Raw genomic sequence first — 22,856 nt, forward strand, 5'->3', positions numbered from 1 at the left:
GAGTACTCAGCTGGCCCAGCTGCTACGCCTGACGGGCTTTCAGCAGGTAGAAAGTGTGGACAAGATGCTCGGTGATATTCGCCATGTCTCGATACCAGAAAATGCCTGTGGCGTAATCGTTGATATTGCTGCCGAAAGCGATTATGAGAGGCTGATCCGCTTACTTCTGGCCATTATCCCTCGTAGTGTATGGTGCTGTGTCGTGGGCGATAGTGACTCGATTTCGCTGGCGCAGTCCTTTGCTGACCAGGGCATTCACTATTTTCACTTCACTTTACAACGTGAAGCGCTGACTCAGGCGATCATAAGTAAGTCAACACCCCATATTGTTCGCAACGCCAGCACTATAAGTATCCTGGGCTGCAAAGGGGGGGTTGGTAATACGACCCTGGCATGGCAGCTGGCCAACCGCGTGGTTCAATTTCGCCAGATGCCCACACTGCTGATTCAGGGTACTGCTGCATCTCAGGATCTGGATTTAATCGCGGATAAAAAGCTGTTAAAGGACGTGGTCACGCACAGCAGGAATCTCGACATCATGGCCGCTGCAGAATCGGCCATGCCCGACCTGACTCAGGAAATCTTCCGCAAATATAACTTCGTACTCTTTGAGCAGGCTATCAACACGGCGAGTAAAGAGACGCTGCGTCAGATTATTGAACAGTCCGCCTGCATAGTGTTGATTCTCGATCGATCTATGATCTCAATTCGCGTTGTTAATCAGCTAACTGAAATTATTGAGGCGATGAACCGTGCAAGGAAGCTTTCACGCCGACTTATTCTGTGCCTTAACGACAGCCGCCCCGTGACGGAAGACATGCTCAATAAGGAAGATATTGCGTCACTGCTGGGCAGAAGTATCGACATCGTTATCCCCTACAAAAAACAGCTTTTTTCCCTATTCTCCGGGCGTCATTCTCAGCCGGTCGACCGCCTCGCACTAAAGATTCTGGGAGAAGAACCGCAAAAGGGGCGTTCATTTTTCAGTCGCCTACATCAGAAAGGACAATACGGTAAATGAATATCAGCCAGGAACTACAGGAAACCCTCCGGGAGGGGGTGCTGGAGAATATTGATGTTAATAAGGTTGAGAGTCTGGTGCAGGACCGCACGTTGCTACTCGGTGAAATGAACCGCATCCTGGAGCTGGTCATTAGCAGTAAGAATATCTATCTCGACCATCAGGCTCAGCTGTATATGGCAGAACTGATGGCAGATGAGATCGTGGGCTTGGGTCCTCTGCGGGCGCTTTTAGAAGATGACGATATCAGCGATATTTTAGTCAACGGCCCAAATCAGATCTACATCGAACGTAAAGGCAAACTTGAGCTGGCTCCGACTCGCTTTATCAATAATCAGCAGTTAACTGATATCGCCAAACGACTGGTACAGAAAGTGGGAAGGCGGCTTGACGAGGGGCGGCCTTTAGTGGATGCAAGACTGATGGATGGAAGCCGTCTTAATGTCGCCATTCAACCTATTGCTCTGGACGGGACTTCTATCTCAATTCGTAAATTTAGCAAGGGCAATATTGAACTGGCGGATTTGATTCGCTTTGATGCAATGAGCAGCCAGATGGCTAATTTTATGATTATTGCCACCCGGTGTCGGGCAAATATCATTATCTCCGGGGGGACAGGTTCAGGAAAGACCACGCTACTGAATGCATTATCAAAGTATATCGATCCCAGCGAACGCATTATTACTATGGAAGATGCCGCTGAATTGAGGTTAATGCAGCCACACGTCCTGCGTATGGAGACGCGCCTTGCGGGTCTGGAAAATACCGGGCAGGTCAATATGCGTGCCTTACTGGTGAACTCATTAAGGATGCGTCCCGATCGCATCATCGTGGGTGAGTGTCGCGGTGAGGAAACGTTTGAAATGTTGCAGGCGATGAACACAGGTCACGATGGTTCGATGTCTACGCTGCACGCCAACACCCCACGAGACGCAATTTCGCGTCTTGAAAACATGGTAATGATGGCAGGCATGAACATTCCTATGGAGTCGATCCGACGCAATATTGTGTCAGCCATTAACCTGGTGATACAGGTTTCGCGCCTTAACGACGGCTCACGAAAAATCATGAACATCAGTGAAGTGATGGGTATTGAAGGCGACCGCGTGATTTTACAGGACATCTTCAGCTATAAGCCCCATCACGAGCGGCGAGCAGATGGCAAAATCAGCGGCGAGTTTGTCAATCATGGCCTGTTGATGCGATCGGCGGTGATGCGCAACGCGACGATGTTTGATCTCAGCGCCGAACTTAAACAGATTTTCGGGCTGGAATAAGTGATGGCTTATCTGATTATCATTATCGGTATCGCAATTCTGTTTATAAACCACCTCAACTGGAACAGGTTGCGTAATACCGCGCTAAAAAAACGCCAGGCCGCTATCCATTTGCCGTTGCTGCATTATCTGCTGGCGCGTTGGGGGGAGTGGCAGCATTTTGCCCTGGGAGATCGCACCCTGAAAGGGGCAAAGGGCTTACTGGTCGCTCTCGGTCTGCTTGCGGGGTTAATTGTCGTTAATGGTAACTGGTTTGGATTTAGCCTGCCCGGGTTACTGATAGTGAGCCTGCCCGTAATGGTTATTGCACAAATTAGCATTGGCAGGACATTACAGCGACGCTACTTTGAGACTAACTTCCCAGAAGTCCTGTCGGCGATTAATGCCTCTGTCTCCGCCGGGAACAGTATTCACCAGGCGCTGCATCGCTGTGGAAGCAGTATCGGAGGCCCACTGGGTAAAACCTTTCAGCACATCGATCGACGCCTTAATCTGGGCGAAGAGCCCGAAAGAGTGCTGGCCGATGCCTGCCGGGAGTACCACTATCGCGAATTCTACTTTTTTGCCGCCGTCATCATTATTAGCATGCAGCACGGCGCACAGTTACGCATGTTGATCGGCCGGCTGAACCGAATCGTCACCAGCAGCAGAACCATGTCACGACGTAAAATGGCAATGACGTCAGAAGCCCGTGCCTCTGCCAAAATTGTTGCCGCCATACCTATACTTTTCTTCTGTGGCATGAAGTATTTCAGCCCAGAAAACTTCGACTTTATCATTAACGATCCGACTGGCCGAATCATCCTCTATTACGTACTTGCCAGCGAAGCCATCGGCATGACGATTATCTGGCTATTGCTAAGGAAAGCATTGTGAACACCCCTGTTTATCTGCTGATATTGATACTGGGTATGACCACCCTGGTGATATCGAGCCGACGAATAGCCCGGCTAAAAAAAACCACACGGGCGATTGATAATAAACCCCTTGTTATAAAAAAGTCTCATAGCGGGTCCCTTGACCTGCAAAGCATTCTTATCGCGAACAGCCCCTGGCTCAGCATGCTACAAAGGCTGGATAAAAGCCCGGCCAGTAAGCTAAAGATCCTGGCGAGCATTGGCGCAGTAGTTTTGCTGATAAATATGCTGGGGATCACCAGCTTTACAATGAAAGATATCGCAATGCAGATGGTGCTCTTACTGGTTGTGATTATCGTTACGCCTGCGCTGCTGCAAAAGCCAGCTCTTTCAACACGCCGAAAATTAATGACCGATGCCCTGCCCTATTTAATCGATCTGCTGGCAGTTTGCGTCCAGGCCGGAATGACGGTAGAGCACGCCATTAAATTTATTGCCCGTCACAGTGACAATATTGACCCCAATCTTACCAGCCTGATGGAGCAGCTCACCAAACATGCGGAGGTCAGTGGACTGGAGGAAGCGCTGATGGATCTTTACCGTTCGGTGGATCTCACCGAAATGCGGATGTTCTGTTCCTCCTTACAGCAGAGCGTACATTACGGAACTTCACTTTACGACAACCTGATTGAGCTTTCTCGCGATATGCGTGAGATGCAGCTACTCAGATCTGAAGAGCAGATCGGCAAACTCTCCGCACGCATGAGTGTTCCCCTCATATTGTTCATCATGTTCCCAATCATTGTTCTAATTGCCGCTCCGGGTATTTTAAGGATTTTCAAAGATGCTGTTTTTTAAGAAAATTACATTATTCATCTCTGTCACCCTGCTTATTGGCTGTGTATCTCCTAAACCTGTCAGTACAACCGAAGCGAACTATCAGGAAGATATTTTGTTGCGGGTAAAAAATTATAGTGGGTTAATTAACCTTTACCGGAGCTGGCTGAAGAAAAAGGACGATCCTGAAACACGTATTAAACTGGCTCGCTACTACTATCTAGCCGGTGACTATAAGACCTCGCTCTATACCCTACAACCGCTGATCAATAAGCCCAGTCAGCCCCTGTATCAGTTGCAGGCTCAGAACATGATTGCCCTGGGGGATTTCGCTCAGGCTATCCGCGTTACCGACAAGATGATACTGCGTGACAAGAACAACGCCGAAGCGTGGAATTTGCGTGGCGTGGCGCAGGCGCTAAGTGGGAAACTTAGCGAAGGTAAACAGGCAGTCGAGCAGGCACGTGCGCTCTTTATTGCTGATGACGTAGCATTAAACAATCTGGCGATGGTGGCAATTCTGGACCGCCGCTATCAGGATGCTGTCGGTCTGCTCCTGCCGCAATATCTGCGGGGTCGTAAGGACGAACGAATCCTGCGTAATCTGGTGCTGTCACTAGTGAAAGTGGGTGACTTCCGCTACGCGCGCGATGTTATCCGCAATGAGAATCTGTCACAACACCCCGATGAACTAATTTCGGCTCTGAAGCAGATTACCACTACCGGTCGGAGTATGGGGTAATGCGCAAATTTTTAAGCCTGTTAAACAACCGGTCAGGCTCTGCAACCATCGAATTCGCGCTGACCGTGTGCGCCTTTTTTTTCCTGGTGTTCTTTATTGCTGAAACTGCACGACTTTCTTATATCTCATCAGTACTTGATTTGGCCGTGTCTGAAGCGGCTAAAGAGGCCAAAAACGCCCCTGTTAATAAGCTGGTGGGGAACTACCGCTCTCGCTTTGAAAAACGCCTTCTGACACAGGGGGGCGTGCTGTGGGGATTTCTGACGCGTGAAAATGCCGTTGAAATCAGCATAGGTTATGCAGCCAGCATTACCGATATGGTCAATACCGGCGGCGGTGACAGTTATCAAAAACGCCCCATTGCGCGTTATCAGCTCAAATATCGCTATAAACCAATGTTTTTTCCTTTTCCCAGCTATTGGGTAAGTCATGTATTAAATCGGGAGGTGATCTTTGTTCAGGAATATGAACGCTCTGAATTTACGTAATGACCATCGTGGATCTGTCGCTGTCGAATTCGTACTGATCTCAATGGTGCTCCTCATCTTTCTGATGTTTCTGACCGATCTGGTGATCCGCCAGGCGACCATCGGCAAGCTTGATCGCACGTCCTACTCCGTAGCAGGCGTACTGCGCGAACGCATCCAGTTATTCGATGGGCGTGAAAAACTTCAGCAACAGGACGTTAATGCGGCGGCGAAGCTGGCTGGCCGTATGTTAAGTGATATGCATAGCGGTGCTGACTTAAGAGAGCTTCAGCTAAGGGTAGAAGAAGTCCATTTTGTGGACCCTATCGGACTTAATGATACGCGTAAGCAGGTCAAACTTTATAACAGTTGGAGTGCAGGTTCCGGTCGCGGGCAGTGTCACCCGGCCGAAAGACTTGATAAGCAGTTACAGCTGGCACCGCGCGGAAGCTATGGTCGCTGGGTGCCGCTTTATCAGGTCACCGTTTGTCTGCCTGCCGCCAGTTGGTATACGCGTCTGACCTCCAGCGAAGAGAAGCCTTTATTATCGTCTTTTGCCATTGTGATGCTGCGATAGTGAAAAAACGAATATGGCTGTTGCTGATGTTCCCAACACTCGTTTTCGCACAACCGCATGCGGTTATTTTTGTTGATACGGCAATGGAGGACCATTCCCTGTTAATTGAAAACCTCAATCATATGCTGTTTTACAGCCCAACCTTACAGAGTCAACTGCAGGTGGATATCTACGATATTAACCCACGAGCGCCAGCCTTTCGCGGGGGCGTTCATTATCATCACGATGTTGATGGTCAGATGCTCTCCCATTTCAGGCCAACACAATTACCCTATTTAATTTGCTTTAAGGGTGAAGTAGAAAGCCTGCGCCTCCCTTTAATCAATAAGGAACAACTATGCCTGTGTCTGAAAAGCTGCTGAAACCTGTCAGAAGACTCTGCCAGGAACGCGAAGGAGCTTTTGCCATTAGCTTTGTCCTGCTTGGTGGCTTTTTGTTTAGCCTGGCAGCATTTGGCCTTGAGGGTTCACGCTATATAACAGAGCGCGCCCGACTTTCTGATGCGATGGAGCAGGCCGCACTCGCGCTGACAGCTGAAAATAATGGTAAGGGAGCGGAACGAAATTATACGCTTACCAGCGATTATCTACGGGCTTATATGCGCCATGATAAAGCGGTATTTCGACCTGAAATACAGATTTCATCAGGAAAAAGTAATGGCCTTTCCTACGTTGAGTATCGCGTCAGCGCTAAAACCTTGCAAAACTCGTGGCTATACTCATCGCTTTTCCCCAGCTTTGATAAAGAAGTGGTCATTGGGGATAACGGTGCAGCAAGAAAATTCTTCTCCAGTGTAGATGTGATGTTCGTTACGGATTTCTCTAACTCAATGAATGCCCCCTTCACCTATGGCAATAGTAAACTAACCGAACTAAAGCGTATTGTAATCAAGCTGGTGACAGAACTTTATAGTTATGACGTGGGGAATAAAGCGGGCTTCCTGCCCTTTGACTGGGGCTCACGAGTAGGTAACCGATGCGACTTGCCCTTCGTAACCTACTATCCTTTATCGCCATGGTTACTTTATCGAGGTGCCACGCAAGAACTTGAATATGCTATTAACTATTCTGCGACCGTTGCCGCAATTCCTCATCCCGTTAATTATATCCGGATACCGCTAAGTCATGTTGCTTCGGACGTTTGCCTTTTTAAAAGCCATAGCTGGAGAGTGCCGTTGACGTCTGACATAGCTCAAATCAGGAGGATCCGGGAAATGACGGCAACGGGTAATACCCTGATCAGTAGTGGGGTACTTCTGGGAACCACTGCCCTGGCTGCCGGGACGGGTAAGCGCAAACTACTCATCATCATCTCCGATGGTAATGACCATCCTGGCCAAATAAAGATAACGCAAAAGTTGATGTCTGCCGGAATGTGCGAACGTATTCGTCAGGCGCTGACAACTGAAGAGTCAGTGGGGAAAATTGCCTTTGTGGGTATTGGCTATAATCCGACCGTGGACTGGAAAAGCTGCGTGGGAGACAAGAATTTTTATCACTCTTATTCCGTAGAACAACTGGAGGATAGCCTGCGGCGTGCGATATTCGAGGAGGTGGGTCACAACACGATTAAAAACTAGCACTTAATACAGGACTGAAATAATCTGCTGAAGATAGAAAATAACCCAATGCCTGATGATATTTAAGAAAAATAGAGAAAAATACTAAAGAATTATAAGAATACGTGGTGCATACTTAATAAATCCTTATACAGAGAAAGTTTCCATACTTCCTTCCATACAGGATTTGACCTTTTAATCAGCACTAAAATCTTCTACATGTTCATTATTACACTGCATTAATGATGGAACAGTCGTTATCTAAAAGGGATAGTTTAATGAAAAAAACAGTATATGTATTAGCTACACTGGTATTTTCCACATCGGTATTTGCTGCAACGCCGGAAAAGTATGATACGAAATTCAATATAAGCGCGAATGTCCCCGACAGCGCTAATATTACCGACCCCAGTGGGCGTCCAATAACCGATATGGATGTCGTCATGAAGCCAGCGGCTTCCGGTAAAATGGAGGTGGAGACGCCTCCCTTAAAACTCTGGAATAATGACGTCAAAAAGCTGGAAGTAGGACTTACCCTGGATGATGGCAATTCTGCCAACGGTGATGCCTTTACTCTTTTCAGCTCTCAGGGCGAGGCGCTAACCAGCATGACGTATAAAATCGTCACCCTCACCTCTGCTGGCAACCAGGTGTTTGCGACCTCTGGTACCACTAAAGATTATAGTCTTGTTGCAAACAACACTCATGGCGAGCTGCCCATTACTTTCCGCCTGGTCTCGGATAAGGACTATGACCAGCTTGGTCAGGGAATGTATAAGGGCACCGTATACGCGAACGTCGTCGCTAAACCTTAATTTTCCTTAGAGGAACAGGGTCGGCTCAGGCTGACTCTGCCTGAATACCATGAAAAATAAGCCTGCTGCTCTGTTCACAATGGCAATAGTGTTTTGGTCCCAGTCCACCCTAAGCCTGCCTGGTTCGCAGGTTTCGATGGATATCTCCGCTGAATCCCTGGCCAAAATCGCCCTTTATTATCAGAACACCCCGCTCAAGGGTAACGAGTTTGATTTCTCTCTGCCCATTAACGCCTCTACGGGGAAGTTTGAAAAAACGTCAGACCTCTTTCACCTTGTCGGTAATATTGAACAAGCCGAGATCATTTTCGCTGAGCGCGATTTTATTCTTAACAAAACAGACGATGGAGGCGGTGTAATTAACCTTACAGGGAATTTCATTTTCGATAAAAAACCCTATAGCGTGACGCAGAAACTTCGAATTCCTGTATTAGAGCAAATCAGTCGGGCTACATCAGCAAATGGATTCAGGATTAATTTCTCTTCACAACTCCTGGCCGAAAAATACTCCCAAGGACGCTACGCAAACACATTTACTTTGCTGATAACACCAGTAAGTTAATTCGGGACAGGGAATAATGAGTAATAAATATCACCTTTGCCTGATTATATTGTACGCAATGACACCTTTATCTCCTTTTACTGCCGCCAATGCCTCGCCCACGGCCGCAGTACCGAAGGGATTTGAGGATATTTTCAATGCCAGACAGACGGGCATCTTTGACATCCATTATGGCGATATCTCACTCGGTACCATCAGCGTTGAGTACGATCTTCAACAGGCTTTGCTTATGTCACCTCGCGTACTGGTGGATCAGATTATGGCTCCAGATAATGCGCCCATGAAAATTTCATATGATGCACTGCTGACTTTGCTTTCAGTGCCGCTGGAGAGATTAGGGCCTGGTAAAGTTGCTCACGACAAGCCTGGCGTCCTCCTAAATGAATCAGATTCCTCACTTCGACTCATCTTTCCAGGCAATCTTTTTAGCGCAGTCTCACCAATCCTAAAGCAGGGGTATATCCCTCATACAAGCAACGCCGGTTTTGTTCATGCCCATAACTTGAATTATCTTGCTGACTCTTATGGGGACAATGTCAGTCTGAGCAGCAGCGAAGTGCTGAACCTGACAGGAAACAGCTATGTTAAGGGTGCCTGGAGCTACGCCAGCCAAATCAATTTCAATGTAGAAGAGCTTGCACTTTATCTGGAGCACGAAAATATACGCTTTAAGTCAGGTCGTCAGCGACTTAGCGACAACCTGCTCAGCAGTACGCCTTCGATGACCTACAGCTTCTTTAACCCAGTTAGCTTTGACGGCATTGCTCTGGGTCGCATAGGTGATAATTACATCAATCCGGGATACGGTGCCGCCTCACCCGTAACGGTCTACCTACAGCAGGCCGGAACCGTTGAAGTTTATCGTCAGGGAAGACTCATCGATTTACAACAGTTTCCCGAAGGCCTGCAACATCTGGACACGCGTAGCTGGCCGAGCGGAGGCTACGAGGTGCGGTTGGTCTCTAAGATGATGAATGGAGTATATGAAGAAAAAACGCAGCCTTTTTACAAACGTAATGGTCCTTTCCACTCGGGTGAAACAGAGTTTATTGTTGAGTTTGGCCGCTATGACCCCTATAAAAGCGAAATCTCTTCAAGCCTCTCTCACCAGTGTAAAAACTGTAGCCTTCAAAACGCTCCTCTACCCTTAAATAGTCATTACTTCGCCAATTTCTCACTGGCTTATACCACCCTTTCTGCATTATCAGCCGGCGCGGGGATTCTTGTCGACGATGCCCGTTTATACGGTAATGTCAGCCTGGATGTCCCGGTGAACAATTGGCTGGCGGAACGCATCTACTTCGATGGTCTCTATGGCGACGACGGCAGCCAGGGCTATCAGTTTGGATGGATGAAGAATCTTAATCTAATGGGTATGAATTTTAGCTACCGAAAGTTCATGTTTAATGGCGATAAGGAAGATTTTCGCCGCTTTGCAATTGTTCCTGCTTACGACTTCACTTCTATGCAGTTTGGCGCTAATACTTTTCTTCCCGGGAGCCTGGGGCTGAGCATCAGCTATGGTCTGAACACGCTGAAACAAGAGTATGGTCAACTGAGTAAGACGACCTTTAAGAACTGGGATATTAACCTGAATCGTGATTTTCCTCTGGCAGACCGGCTCAGTCTGCGGGTAGATCTTGGCTATCACCACGGTGCTAATGAATTCACCAGCCGCTATTCTTACCACAGCGTAATTGAAGATCGCTTCTATACCCAATTTTCGTTGAGCATGCGTGAGCGCAGCTATAATCACTATCAATCTCTTAATCTGCGAACAAGACTCACAGAGGAGAGTGATGACAACACTTACAGCGCAAGCTATGCACTGAATATTGATAATCCTGAATTTAATCGCGGAAGTAATTATAGCCTTAATGCCAGCCTGGATCATGGCCCGCGGGGGAGTACAAATGCCAGCGTTGGTACAGTAGTAAATAATCGCTTTGGATTTACCTCTTTTGGCGCTTCACAGTCAATCAGTGAATCAACCTATCATCAGCAATATCTCTCTCAGCGTAGTGGTTTCGCAATCGGTAACAGTGAAATTGCCTGGGGGAAAGTTGAGAGCAATTCAGCGCTTATTATTGATGCGACGGATCTGGCAGAAGACCAATTTTTTGAAGTCCGAAACAACAATAATGAGCCTGTCGTCGTTAAGGGCGGTGAGAAAACTACGCTGAGTATTATGCCATATAAGAAGATCGCGCCGAAAGCCGAGCAGTTGTTTACCTCAGAAAATAATGCTTTTTACGAGCTCACTACTAAAAGCACATCAACCTGGGCCATGCCGGGCCAGGTCTATCATGTCAAACTCGCAGCCACACAGAACCTTACCGTCACAGGTCGTCTCTATTTTTCAGGCCGTCCTTTAAACTTCGCCAGAATAGTGGGTGCAAATGCTTTATCGGATGAGGAAGGGTTTTTTATCGGAGATTTCCAGCTCGAAAGCCGGCAAAAACTGACCTCTCTGACCTTAAAGAAAGAGGGTCAAACATATCGCTGTCCACTTATGGAAGAGGAGATAAAAATGATGCAAGGCGTAATGCAAATTCGTGAGGTTAATTGTGAAATTGAATAAATGGTCACTGTTTTTTATTAGTCACGTAATCCTGTTTTTTTCTGCTGCCGTACAGGCGATAGAAGTTTTCCCAATCGTTAAGGATATTCGTCAGGACAGACCCAGAGATAACTTTATTACCGTAAAGTCGGCATTCAGATCGTCTGATACTGAGGCACAGGGAGGAGACAGTAATAGCCAGCGCTATGAGTTTGTCACCATCGAGCTTTTCCGCGTGACTAATCCGGGAGACACCAATGAAAATAGAGTTAAAGAGTTGGGAACTGCCGATCCGACTCTGCTGTTCTCACCGACTAAACTCGTTGTTCCCTATGGTGAGGAGCGTAAGGTTCGTATCCTGCCGCTCAAGCCTGTCGGATATGAGACGGTATACCGGCTGCGTATCCGTCCGAGTTACCCGGAGCAGGAGTCTGATAAAGGTAAAGTGCGTTTCGCTGTTGGCTATGACGTCTTACTACGTTATTTACCACCTGGCAAACATACCGCAGGTATTAGTCTGAGCTGCAAAGGTAATGCATGGACGCTCAGTGCAACGGGCAATGTACGTAGCGAACTGCGTAACCTGGTTATTGATGGGCGCAAGGACCGTAAGTCATTTAACGTTTATCCCAATCACGCAAGATCGCTAACGGTTAGCAGGCATCTTTCCTTTGAGATGGATGGCAAATTGCAGGTTTATGATATGTGCGAGCATAAGGAATAGATCATGCGTTTGTCTCTTTTCACGACCCTGTTACTGGCTCCCCTGGCTGCACTTGCCAATGGAGCCATAGTCGTACAGCCCCAGCCCAATGGCTCCCTGCGTCTCTTTAGCGAGGGTCAACATAGCGGTGGGCGTTCAGGGTCGCTTTCATTATTGCAACCCGCCAACAAAACGGTAATTTTGCAGCTGCAACCCGCCGGTGACGGGCGTTGTGAAAACAATGAGTTGATCGCTGCCTCGCTGGCATTATCGATACATTCCTCTTCACCAGATACTCCGCTTCGCTGTGGCCAACCCCTACAGCTTGCCGCTTCTCCCCGGGATCGATGGATACACTTCCATGCAAACGCGTTCTCCCGGGCCCGTGGTTCCGCCTTAATGCGGCAGGCACTATCACCACGGATACAGCTGGGCAGCTTCATCTTTAGCGTAGAAGGCGAAAACAGCATACTAACCCCGCTTTATCTTGATCTCCTTGTTTTGCAAAAGACAGCATCGACTGTCTCCGCCAGCTTTGATAAATCGGCTTTGATATTTGGCGAAGTCGGCCCGTTTCAGGATGCTAAAAGTTCGGTACGTCTGCGTTTAACAAAAACGGACATGGCAAATAGCGAGCCACTTTCATACAAGCTTAGTTTTGAATCGTTACAGCAACAACATAATCAGTGGCGTCTGCGATCGACACCCGGAGAGAATTTCGTGCCCTATAAAATCGTTATTGCAGATGTGGCCATAGCACCAGACAGTATTTATCGTGGCGTCTTACCCGCCGGAGAGGTGAGTAGCGCCCAGCTTGAAGTTCAGTTTATTTTAATGGGTAAAGAGATCCGTGGGATTCCTGCAGGTACACGACTACACGACACGCTCACAGCCATCATTACTCCCGAAAGCTAACAGGAACAGAGATATGAAATACAGAATGATAACAGGAGTGCTGCTCATTTTCGCTGCTGTAGCGCCGGGGCGGTCAGCCATATCCGTTAAAACGTCAATTGAATTACTTGCAGAAATTAGCACCAGCGTCAGGATCTACGTTGATAGCAAGGATGTGACCAACTCGGCATTCAGCCTGAAGTTACAGGATATGGCAGGCTATATGACCGCTACGACGCCAGCCTTTCAATTTATTGGCAATGCCAGTAGTGTTTCTCTCTCATTATCTGGCCCAGGTAATAACGAATTGACCTCAGAAAATAACGACCGCATGCGTATTAATACTACCTGGGTCCGAATTGATGGAGGCGAATCATCAACTTCATTTGGTTATAACAACCTGCCTGTATACCCTTCACTCTCTGATGTTCCTGACCTGCAGAAAGGCGTTAAAGTGCGTTTCATCTCGTCTCAGCGGACCGAAACTTACCCATTAGGATCCTACAGTGGCACTTTTAGTATAATTGTGACGCCATCGGTGTAATAAATAGTATTACTCTCACCGAAGTTATATTCATACTTTGTAGTCGCCTGGATAAATCATACTGAAAGATTTTACAGGCATTACTATCCTCTGCTCCCGGACGCCGGTATGAAAATATTGGAGTCTGGAGAAGCTGGGTGGCGTGGGTGGCGTGGGTAGCGTGGGTAGCGTGGGTAGCGTGGGTAGCGTGGGTAGCGTGGGTAGCGTGGGTAGGTTAAATTTTACAGGTTTAGTGAGCTGTAAGGAAATCTCATTATACCCGAGAACCGATTTCTCGAGGCTGTAAATAATTCTGTGTAATTGCCCAACATTAGAGGTGGCCGCTCAGGCGGTCACCGTATTCGATAATAAATCGACTCATCGCCAGCCGCCAGTTGATGACCGGCATCGTCCATTTCGTTGCCGCCGCTTCCGTTGCAAGCCAGATTACCTTACGCACTGATTCATCCGTCGGGAACACTTTCCGTTTTTTGATCGCCTGCCTGATTACGCTGTTCAGCGATTCAATGGCGTTCGTCGTGTAAATCGCACGGCGAATATCTTCCGGATAAGCGAACAACGTGCTCAGGTTCACCCAGTTAGCCCGCCAGCTTTTACTGATTTGTGGATAACGTTCGTCCCAGGATTTGGCGAACGCATCCAGCGCGGCAAGACCTCCTTCTTCCGTCGGAGCGCGGTAAATCGCCTTCAGGTCACGCGTGACGGCCTTGTAGTCTTTCCACGTGACGTATTTCAGGCTGTTGCGGATCATATGCACCACGCACAGCTGTACCCGTGTCTGTGGATACACGCTGTTTATCGCGTCCGGGAAACCTTTCAGGCCATCAACACAGGCGATGAGAATGTCTTCCAGACCCCGATTTTTCAGCTCTGTCAGCACGCTCAGCCAGAATTTCGCCCCTTCGTTTTCCGCTATCCACATGCCCAGCAGCTCCTTGTGGCCTTCGGTATTGATCCCGAGCGCCAGGAACACTGACTTGTTTATTACGCTACCATCCTGACGAACTTTCACTACGATACAGTCAAGATAAACAATGGGATACAGCGAGTCGAGCGGACGATTTTGCCATTCGGTGACCTGCTCCTGAACGGCATCAGTGACTTTCGAAATGAGTGTGGGCGACACGTCAGCGTCGTACATCTCTTTGAAAGTGGCGACGATTTCCCGCGTGGTCATGCCTTTAGCGTAAAGCGAGAGGATTTGCCGGTCCATCTGCGTAATGCGCGTCTGATTTTTGCGAATAAGCTGCGGCACGAAGGTGCCTTCGCGATCGCGTGGCGTCTTCATCTCAATCTCACCGTCATCGCTGAGCAACGTTTTAGAGGAATAGCCATTGCGGGCGTTGGTGCCCTTTTTAAGCTGGTTTTTCTCGTACCCCAGATGTTCAGTTAGTTCCGCGCCGAGAGCGGCTTCGACCGTGAGTTTCGTGAGTAAACGAGAAAACTGATTGAGATCCGCTTCAGTTTTGAGGCCTTTTGCCAGTTCGGCAGCAAGCGCCTTGAGTTTTTGTTCATCCATAATAATTACCTGTCTCCGTGATGTCGGGAACATATCAAAAACAGGCAATTACACAATTTAAATTACAGGCTCGATTTCCTGCCCCATAACGCAAAAAACCCTGACCGTGAGGTCAGGGTTATCGCTTTATTTGATGCCTGGCAGTTCCCTACTCTCGCATGGGGAGACCCCACACTACCATCGGCGCTACGGCGTTTCACTTCTGAGTTCGGCATGGGGTCAGGTGGGACCACCGCGCTACAGCCGCCAGGCAAATCTTGGTGCACGGAACGAATATTTTGCGCTGCTGCTGCACTGGCCGCACCTGCAAACTCGGTCACATACTTCAGTATGCTCCTTCCTTCGCTGCGTTTGCCGCACTGCTTCAGCACAAACTCTTTCGTTCCCGCTAATCTTTTAAATCACACTCCGCGGAATAAGGTCCGCAGGGCAGATAAAATCTCCTGCTCTGTCCCGCATGCGTAATATGCAGAACAGCTTAATTCTTTCCGGATAAGCTGAAAATTGTCTTTCTGTCTCTCAACGCTCACCAGAACGCTTCTGGTGTTGTAAGGTTAAGCCTCACGGGTCATTAGTACCGGTTAGCTCAACGCATCGCTGCGCTTACACACCCGGCCTATCAACGTCGTAGTCTTCAACGTCCCTTCAGGACCCTTAAAGGGTCAGGGAAGATTCATCTCGAGGCAAGTTTCGCGCTTAGATGCTTTCAGCGCTTATCTTTTCCGCACTTAGCTACCGGGCAATGCCATTGGCATGACAACCCGAACACCAGTGGTGCGTTCACTCCGGTCCTCTCGTACTAGGAGCAACCCCTCTCAATCTTCCAGCGCCCACGGCAGATAGGGACCGAACTGTCTCACGACGTTCTAAACCCAGCTCGCGTACCACTTTAAACGGCGAACAGCCGTACCCTTGGGACCTACTTCAGCCCCAGGATGTGATGAGCCGACATCGAGGTGCCAAACACCGCCGTCGATATGAACTCTTGGGCGGTATCAGCCTGTTATCCCCGGAGTACCTTTTATCCGTTGAGCGATGGCCCTTCCATTCAGAACCACCGGATCACTATGACCTGCTTTCGCACCTGCCCGAGCCGTCACTCTCGCAGTCAAGCCAGCTTATGCCATTGCACTAACCTCACGATGTCCGACCGTGATTAGCTGACCTTCGTGCTCCTCCGTTACTCTTTAGGAGGAGACCGCCCCAGTCAAACTACCCACCAGACACTGTCCCCACGCCAGATTATGGCGCCAGGTTAGAACATCAAACGTTAAAGGGTGGTATTTCAAGGTTGGCTCCACGCAGACTGGCGTCCACGCTTCAAAGCCTCCCACCTATCCTACACATCAAGGCTCAATGTTCAGTGTCAAGCTGTAGTAAAGGTTCACGGGGTCTTTCCGTCTTGCCGCGGGTACACTGCATCTTCACAGCGAGTTCAATTTCACTGAGTCTCGGGTGGAGACAGCCTGGCCATCATTACGCCATTCGTGCAGGTCGGAACTTACCCGACAAGGAATTTCGCTACCTTAGGACCGTTATAGTTACGGCCGCCGTTTACCGGGGCTTCGATCAGGAGCTTCTCTTGCGATAACCCCATCAATTAACCTTCCGGCACCGGGCAGGCGTCACACCGTATACGTCCACTTTCGTGTTTGCACAGTGCTGTGTTTTTAATAAACAGTTGCAGCCAGCTGGTATCTTCGACTGGCTTCAGCTCCGCGAGCAAGTCGCTTCACCTACGCACCAGCGTGCCTTCTCCCGAAGTTACGGCACCATTTTGCCTAGTTCCTTCACCCGAGTTCTCTCAAGCGCCTTGGTATTCTCTACCTGACCACCTGTGTCGGTTTGGGGTACGATTCGTTGTTACCTGATGCTTAGAGGCTTTTCCTGGAAGCAGGGCATTTGTTACTTCAGCACCGTGGTGCCTCGTCATCACGCCTCAGCCTTAAGGCATTCCGGATTTACCTGGAACACCAGCCTACACGCTTAAACCGGGACAACCGTCGCCCGGCTAACATAGCCTTCTCCGTCCCCCCTTCGCAGTAACACCGAGTACAGGAATATTAACCTGTTTCCCATCGACTACGCCTTTCGGCCTCGCCTTAGGGGTCGACTCACCCTGCCCCGATTAACGTTGGACAGGAACCCTTGGTCTTCCGGCGAGCGGGCTTTTCACCCGCTTTATCGTTACTCATGTCAGCATTCGCACTTCTGATACCTCCAGCAGACCTCACAGTCCACCTTCAACGGCTTACAGAACGCTCCCCTACCCAACAACACATAAGTGTCGCTGCCGCAGCTTCGGTGCATGGTTTAGCCCCGTTACATCTTCCGCGCAGGCCGACTCGACCAGTGAGCTATTACGCTTTCTTTAAATGATGGCTGCTTCTAAGCCAACATCCTGGCTGTCTGTGCCTTCCCACATCGTTTCCCACTTAACCATGACTTTGGGACCTTAGCTGGCGGTCTGGGTTGTTTCCCTCTTCACGACGGACGTTAGCACCCGCCGTGTGTCTCCCGTGATAACATTCTCCGGTATTCGCAGTTTGCATCGGGTTGGTAAGCCGGGATGGCCCCCTAGCCGAAACAGTGCTCTACCCCCGGAGATGAGTTCACGAGGCGCTACCTAAATAGCTTTCGGGGAGAACCAGCTATCTCCCGGTTTGATTGGCCTTTCACCCCCAGCCACAGGTCATCCGCTAATTTTTCAACATTAGTCGGTTCGGTCCTCCAGTTAGTGTTACCCAACCTTCAACCTGCCCATGGCTAGATCACCGGGTTTCGGGTCTATACCCTGCAACTTAACGCCCAGTTAAGACTCGGTTTCCCTGCGGCTCCCCTATACGGTTAACCTTGCTACAGAATATAAGTCGCTGACCCATTATACAAAAGGTACGCAGTCACACCACGAAGGTGCTCCCACTGCTTGTACGTACACGGTTTCAGGTTCTGTTTCACTCCCCTCGCCGGGGTTCTTTTCGCCTTTCCCTCACGGTACTGGTTCACTATCGGTCAGTCAGGAGTATTTAGCCTTGGAGGATGGTCCCCCCATATTCAGACAGGATATCACGTGTCCCGCCCTACTCTTCGAACTCACAGCAAGTGCATCTTTGTGTACGGGAGTGTCACCCTGTACCCTGCGACTTTCCAGACGCTTCCACTGATGCACAAACTGATTCAGGTTCTGGGCTCCTCCCCGTTCGCTCGCCGCTACTGGGGGAATCTCGGTTGATTTCTTTTCCTCGGGGTACTTAGATGTTTCAGTTCCCCCGGTTCGCCTCGCAACACTATGTATTCATGTTGCGATAGTGTGTCGAAACACACTGGGTTTCCCCATTCGGGTATCGCCGGTTGTTGCGGTTCATATCACCTTACCGGCGCTTATCGCAGATTAGCACGCCCTTCATCGCCTCTGACTGCCAGGGCATCCACCGTGTACGCTTAGTCACTTAACCTCACAACCCAGAAGATTCTGGCTGCGTGACCCGTCTGAACTGCGGCGTTGCTCCGGTGCTCGCAACTGCTCATGGACATAAAGTCCACTCCGCGTTGCTGTGCGCCGGGCGCCTTGCATTTCAGCCGTTCACTCAGCCCTCAGCTTTCTGAGGAGTAAGCATTTGAGAGACCCGACCATATCGTGTTGTTTCATTCTTATTACGGAGAATGAAAACGATACGTCGTTTCAATTTTCAGCTTGTTCCGGATTATTAAAGAGCAGTTATCTCAAACATGACTCGCCATCAGGCAGAATCAGCTTTGAGATACGGTTGATAATGTCTTTCACTCATTATCAGGAGATGGCGTCCCCAAGGGGATTCGAACCCCTGTTACAGCCGTGAAAGGGCAGTGTCCTGGGCCTCTAGACGATGGGGACTCTGTACTGTTGCTCATTACTTCTATCAGACAATCTGTTGTGGACACTACGCGGGAAAGTATCTTCAGGTAAGGAGGTGATCCAACCGCAGGTTCCCCTACGGTTACCTTGTTACGACTTCACCCCAGTCATGAATCACAAAGTGGTAAGCGCCCTCCCGAAGGTTAAGCTACCTACTTCTTTTGCAACCCACTCCCATGGTGTGACGGGCGGTGTGTACAAGGCCCGGGAACGTATTCACCGTGGCATTCTGATCCACGATTACTAGCGATTCCGACTTCACGGAGTCGAGTTGCAGACTCCGATCCGGACTACGACGCACTTTGTGAGGTCCGCTTGCTCTCGCGAGGTCGCTTCTCTTTGTATGCGCCATTGTAGCACGTGTGTAGCCCTGCTCGTAAGGGCCATGATGACTTGACGTCATCCCCACCTTCCTCCGGTTTATCACCGGCAGTCTCCTTTGAGTTCCCGACCGAATCGCTGGCAACAAAGGATAAGGGTTGCGCTCGTTGCGGGACTTAACCCAACATTTCACAACACGAGCTGACGACAGCCATGCAGCACCTGTCTCACGGTTCCCGAAGGCACTAAGGCATCTCTGCCAAATTCCGTGGATGTCAAGAGCAGGTAAGGTTCTTCGCGTTGCATCGAATTAAACCACATGCTCCACCGCTTGTGCGGGCCCCCGTCAATTCATTTGAGTTTTAACCTTGCGGCCGTACTCCCCAGGCGGTCGACTTAACGCGTTAGCTCCGGAAGCCACTCCTCAAGGGAACAACCTCCAAGTCGACATCGTTTACGGCGTGGACTACCAGGGTATCTAATCCTGTTTGCTCCCCACGCTTTCGCACCTGAGCGTCAGTCTTTGTCCAGGGGGCCGCCTTCGCCACCGGTATTCCTCCAGATCTCTACGCATTTCACCGCTACACCTGGAATTCTACCCCCCTCTACAAGACTCTAGCCTGCCAGTTTCGAATGCAGTTCCCGGGTTGAGCCCGGGGATTTCACATCCGACTTGACAGACCGCCTGCGTGCGCTTTACGCCCAGTAATTCCGATTAACGCTTGCACCCTCCGTATTACCGCGGCTGCTGGCACGGAGTTAGCCGGTGCTTCTTCTGCGGGTAACGTCAATGAGCGAGGTTATTAACCTCTCTCCCTTCCTCCCCGCTGAAAGTACTTTACAACCCGAAGGCCTTCTTCATACACGCGGCATGGCTGCATCAGGCTTGCGCCCATTGTGCAATATTCCCCACTGCTGCCTCCCGTAGGAGTCTGGACCGTGTCTCAGTTCCAGTGTGGCTGGTCATCCTCTCAGACCAGCTAGGGATCGTCGCCTTGGTGAGCCATTACCTCACCAACAAGCTAATCCCATCTGGGCACATCCGATGGTGTGAGGCCCGAAGGTCCCCCACTTTGGTCCGTAGACGTTATGCGGTATTAGCTACCGTTTCCAGTAGTTATCCCCCTCCATCGGGCAGTTTCCCAGACATTACTCACCCGTCCGCCACTCGTCACCCAAAGAGCAAGCTCTCCTGTGCTACCGTTCGACTTGCATGTGTTAGGCCTGCCGCCAGCGTTCAATCTGAGCCATGATCAAACTCTTCAATTTAAAAGTTCGATTTGCTTCAACAAGTGAAGCGATGCTCAAGTGTAAAACGTCATAATGAATTTCATTATGTGTTCACTCTTAAGACTTGATATTTTTTGCGCCTTGCGGCGCTGATATCAATCCTGCGAGTGCCCACACAGATTGTCTGATAAATTGTTAAAGAGCGGTGCGGCTGGCGCCTTGGCGGCCTGCTGCGAGGTGGCGTATATTACGCTTTCCTCCTTCAGAGTCAACTTCTTTTTGGGAAGTTTTTCTCCGGCGGTTCAGCTTCCTGACCCTCTCAACCCGGTGGCCTGTAAGCCGTTGTTCCGTGTCGATGGAGGCGCATTATAGGGAGTTCCTGACGGCTGACAAGTGTTTATTAGAAATAAATAACTGACAGCGTCATTTTTCAACAAAGCGCCTCTTTTAACTACATTTTGCCGGTTAATGCAGCAAATTCATGAGCAAAACGGTTCACCTGATCCCAGTTTGTGTACTCAACTTCTTTACTGGCATCGGTTTCACCGCCGGTGATCCGCATAATGAGCTGAATCATAATGCGATCAAAGAAGCCATAGCGTGGATAGCGCAGCGCGCCGGCAAAGACCGCGCAGCAGTCTGGCTCCCAGGGCGACTGCAACAAAAACTTGCGCGTGTAGGCATTCGTCTGAGGCGTGCGCTTTTCGGGTTTACGGGCCGTCAGGTTCACCGAGAAGAAGCCGCTTACTCGCTGACGCATTTCGGCAAGGTTTTGCTTAACGAATTTGGCAACCTGAGGATGGAAGTGCCCATAACGGATTGATGCGCCAATCAGTACGCGATCGTATTGCGACCAGTCAACCGTAGACGCATGCAAAATATTGACGAGGTCGCACTCCTGACGCTCTTTGAGCGTGTTTGCGATCGTTGCCGCAATTTGCCGGGTCTGGCCATCACGGCTGGAAAAAAGGATTAACGCTTTCATATATGTACTCAACTCGGTTATTCGCGCCAGAAAGTAGGCGTGAACAGGACTAACAGCGTAAAGACCTCAAGGCGGCCAAAAAGCATCGTCAGGATCAAAATCCATTTCGCCGTATCATTCATTGTGGTGAAGTTATCCGCCACCACCCCTAATCCCGGCCCAAGGTTATTTAGCGTAGCCGCTACTGCCGCAAAAGCGGAGAAATTATCGACGCCCGTGGCGATAATCGCGAGCATGCTCAGCAGGAACACCAGCGCATAGGCCGAGAAAAATCCCCATACGGCTTCAAGGATGCGTTCCGGCAGCGCGCGCGGCCCCAGCTTAATGGTGTAAACCGCATTGGGATGAACCAGTCTTTTCAGCTCGCGTGACCCCTGTTTGAAAAGCAGCAGGATACGGATAACCTTCAGTCCCCCACCTGTCGAACCGGCGCAGCCCCCTATAAATGCAGAGCACAGCAGCAGGACAGGCAGGAATAAAGGCCAGCGGGCGATACTGTCCGTGGTAAAGCCTGCGGTGGTGGCCATCGATACCACCTGAAAAAACGCCTGATTAAGCGTCTGCATCCCGCTGGCATAAACGTTATGCCACCACAGCACCAGAGTACAGATAATGACCAGCGTAATCTGAACGCCGATAAACATGCGGAACTCAGGATCGCGCCAGTACACCCGGAGGTTTCGGCCACTCAGCAGTGAGAAATGCAGACCGTAGTTACAGCCGGAGATCAGCAGGAAGATGGCAATAATGGTATTAATGGTTGGGCTGTTAAAATAACCAATGCTGGCATCGTGAGTAGAAAAGCCGCCGATGGCAATAGTTGAAAAGCTGTGTCCTATGGCATCGAATAACGGCATGCCAGCCAGCCAGAGCGCCAGGGCACAAATAACCGTCAGCAACACATAGATCAGCCACAGCGTTTTGGCCGTTTCGGCAATGCGCGGGCGCATTTTGTTATCCTTCAGCGGTCCGGGCATTTCGGCACGATAAAGCTGCATCCCCCCGACGCCGAGGATAGGCAGAATGGCAACCGCCAGCACAATAATCCCCATACCGCCAAGCCATTGCAGCATCTGCCGATAAAAGAGGATCGCCTTAGGCAACGAATCGAGACCCACCAGCGTGGTCGCCCCGGTGGTGGTCAGTCCTGAGAAGGATTCAAAAAAGGCATCGGTCACGGAGAGATTAGGGTGTTCAGCGAAGATAAAGGGCATCGCCCCTACGCTGCCCAGAACGGTCCAGAACAGCACCACAATCAGGAAGCCCTCACGGGGTTTAAGCTCACTCTTTTGTTTACGGTTAGGCCACCACAATAGCGATCCGATGATCAGCGCCATAAAAAAGGTCTGCGCGAAGGCTCGTCCCGCCCCATCCCGATAGAGGAGTGCGACCAGGCCGGGGACAATCATGGTTCCCGAGAACAAAATAACCAGCAAACCCACAATGCGGGTAATGGCACGAAAATGCATTCAGCCTTTCCTTTCCTGACAGT

At 49.8% G+C, this 22,856-nt stretch carries 18 protein-coding genes, 1 tRNA gene and 3 rRNA genes; 15 read left to right on the plus strand and 7 right to left on the minus strand.

Annotation, left to right across the window (positions count from 1 at the left end):
* Positions 1-64 precede the first annotated feature (64 nt).
* The 15 genes from AC4PCC_RS20685 (at position 65) to AC4PCC_RS20755 (ending at position 13,414) form a co-directional block, all read left to right on the plus strand.
* A complete protein-coding gene (locus tag AC4PCC_RS20685; protein WP_492127584.1) occupies positions 65-1,021 on the plus strand; it encodes a CpaE/TadZ family protein in 957 nt (318 codons plus the stop codon).
* Positions 1,018-2,298: a TadA family conjugal transfer-associated ATPase gene (locus AC4PCC_RS20690; protein WP_492125785.1), complete on the plus strand. Its 1,281-nt coding sequence runs from the start codon at positions 1,018-1,020 to the stop codon at positions 2,296-2,298. The genes AC4PCC_RS20685 and AC4PCC_RS20690 overlap by 4 nt, the downstream gene beginning before the upstream one ends.
* A gap of 3 nt (positions 2,299-2,301) precedes the next feature.
* Positions 2,302-3,174: a type II secretion system F family protein gene (locus AC4PCC_RS20695; RefSeq protein WP_492125786.1), complete on the plus strand. Its 873-nt coding sequence runs from the start codon at positions 2,302-2,304 to the stop codon at positions 3,172-3,174.
* On the plus strand, positions 3,171-4,013 hold the full coding sequence (locus AC4PCC_RS20700; protein ID WP_492125787.1) for a type II secretion system F family protein: 843 nt from the start codon (positions 3,171-3,173) through the stop codon (positions 4,011-4,013). Before AC4PCC_RS20695 ends, AC4PCC_RS20700 begins: the two co-directional genes overlap by 4 nt.
* Positions 4,000-4,734 carry a tetratricopeptide repeat protein gene (locus tag AC4PCC_RS20705; RefSeq protein ID WP_492125788.1) on the plus strand — a complete coding sequence of 245 codons (735 nt, stop codon included), beginning with the start codon at positions 4,000-4,002 and terminating at the stop codon, positions 4,732-4,734. Before AC4PCC_RS20700 ends, AC4PCC_RS20705 begins: the two co-directional genes overlap by 14 nt.
* Positions 4,734-5,222, plus strand: a complete 489-nt coding sequence (locus tag AC4PCC_RS20710) for a TadE/TadG family type IV pilus assembly protein (RefSeq protein ID WP_492125789.1) — start codon at positions 4,734-4,736, stop codon at positions 5,220-5,222. The genes AC4PCC_RS20705 and AC4PCC_RS20710 overlap by 1 nt, the downstream gene beginning before the upstream one ends.
* On the plus strand, positions 5,200-5,778 hold the full coding sequence (gene tadF, locus AC4PCC_RS20715) for a tight adherence pilus pseudopilin TadF (RefSeq protein ID WP_492125790.1): 579 nt from the start codon (positions 5,200-5,202) through the stop codon (positions 5,776-5,778). Before AC4PCC_RS20710 ends, tadF begins: the two co-directional genes overlap by 23 nt.
* Positions 5,778-6,140: a hypothetical protein gene (locus AC4PCC_RS20720; protein WP_492125791.1), complete on the plus strand. Its 363-nt coding sequence runs from the start codon at positions 5,778-5,780 to the stop codon at positions 6,138-6,140. Before tadF ends, AC4PCC_RS20720 begins: the two co-directional genes overlap by 1 nt.
* The gene (locus tag AC4PCC_RS20725) at positions 6,116-7,357 is read left to right on the plus strand and encodes a TadE/TadG family type IV pilus assembly protein (RefSeq protein WP_492125792.1); all 1,242 of its coding nucleotides are present in this window, start codon (positions 6,116-6,118) and stop codon (positions 7,355-7,357) included. The genes AC4PCC_RS20720 and AC4PCC_RS20725 overlap by 25 nt, the downstream gene beginning before the upstream one ends.
* 257 nt (positions 7,358-7,614) lie before the next feature.
* Entirely contained in the window at positions 7,615-8,151 is a 537-nt protein-coding gene (locus AC4PCC_RS20730; RefSeq protein ID WP_492125793.1) for a hypothetical protein, read from the plus strand.
* A 49-nt stretch (positions 8,152-8,200) separates the two neighbouring features.
* Positions 8,201-8,713 carry a hypothetical protein gene (locus tag AC4PCC_RS20735; RefSeq protein ID WP_492125794.1) on the plus strand — a complete coding sequence of 171 codons (513 nt, stop codon included), beginning with the start codon at positions 8,201-8,203 and terminating at the stop codon, positions 8,711-8,713.
* 16 nt (positions 8,714-8,729) lie between these two features.
* Entirely contained in the window at positions 8,730-11,294 is a 2,565-nt protein-coding gene (locus AC4PCC_RS20740) for a TcfC E-set like domain-containing protein (protein WP_492125795.1), read from the plus strand.
* Complete coding sequence (locus AC4PCC_RS20745; RefSeq protein WP_492125796.1) at positions 11,281-11,997, plus strand: hypothetical protein; 717 nt, start codon at positions 11,281-11,283, stop codon at positions 11,995-11,997. Before AC4PCC_RS20740 ends, AC4PCC_RS20745 begins: the two co-directional genes overlap by 14 nt.
* 3 nt (positions 11,998-12,000) lie before the next feature.
* On the plus strand, positions 12,001-12,891 hold the full coding sequence (locus AC4PCC_RS20750) for a hypothetical protein (protein ID WP_492125797.1): 891 nt from the start codon (positions 12,001-12,003) through the stop codon (positions 12,889-12,891).
* A gap of 13 nt (positions 12,892-12,904) precedes the next feature.
* Positions 12,905-13,414 carry a hypothetical protein gene (locus AC4PCC_RS20755; RefSeq protein ID WP_492125798.1) on the plus strand — a complete coding sequence of 170 codons (510 nt, stop codon included), beginning with the start codon at positions 12,905-12,907 and terminating at the stop codon, positions 13,412-13,414.
* Between the two features lie 310 nt (positions 13,415-13,724).
* Here AC4PCC_RS20755 and AC4PCC_RS20760 read toward each other — a convergent pair whose 3' ends face one another.
* From AC4PCC_RS20760 to trkH, 7 genes are all read right to left on the minus strand, one after another.
* Entirely contained in the window at positions 13,725-14,933 is a 1,209-nt protein-coding gene (locus tag AC4PCC_RS20760) for an IS256 family transposase (protein ID WP_492125799.1), read from the minus strand.
* Between the two features lie 135 nt (positions 14,934-15,068).
* A 5S ribosomal RNA gene (gene rrf / locus AC4PCC_RS20765) occupies positions 15,069-15,184 on the minus strand.
* Between the two features lie 299 nt (positions 15,185-15,483).
* Positions 15,484-18,388, minus strand: a 23S ribosomal RNA gene (locus AC4PCC_RS20770).
* A gap of 343 nt (positions 18,389-18,731) precedes the next feature.
* Positions 18,732-18,807 (minus strand) — tRNA-Glu (locus tag AC4PCC_RS20775).
* A gap of 69 nt (positions 18,808-18,876) precedes the next feature.
* Positions 18,877-20,418: ribosomal RNA gene (locus tag AC4PCC_RS20780) — 16S ribosomal RNA — on the minus strand.
* Together the 16S, 23S and 5S rRNA genes with 1 tRNA gene alongside form the textbook arrangement of a ribosomal RNA operon.
* A gap of 412 nt (positions 20,419-20,830) precedes the next feature.
* A complete protein-coding gene (gene hemG / locus AC4PCC_RS20785; RefSeq protein ID WP_492125800.1) occupies positions 20,831-21,364 on the minus strand; it encodes a menaquinone-dependent protoporphyrinogen IX dehydrogenase in 534 nt (177 codons plus the stop codon).
* Between the two features lie 17 nt (positions 21,365-21,381).
* The gene (trkH, locus tag AC4PCC_RS20790; protein WP_067709823.1) at positions 21,382-22,833 is read right to left on the minus strand and encodes a Trk system potassium transporter TrkH; all 1,452 of its coding nucleotides are present in this window, start codon (positions 22,831-22,833) and stop codon (positions 21,382-21,384) included.
* Between the last annotated feature and the right edge of the window lie 23 nt (positions 22,834-22,856).

This window comes from Erwinia sp. L03-1 (assembly GCF_058686115.1).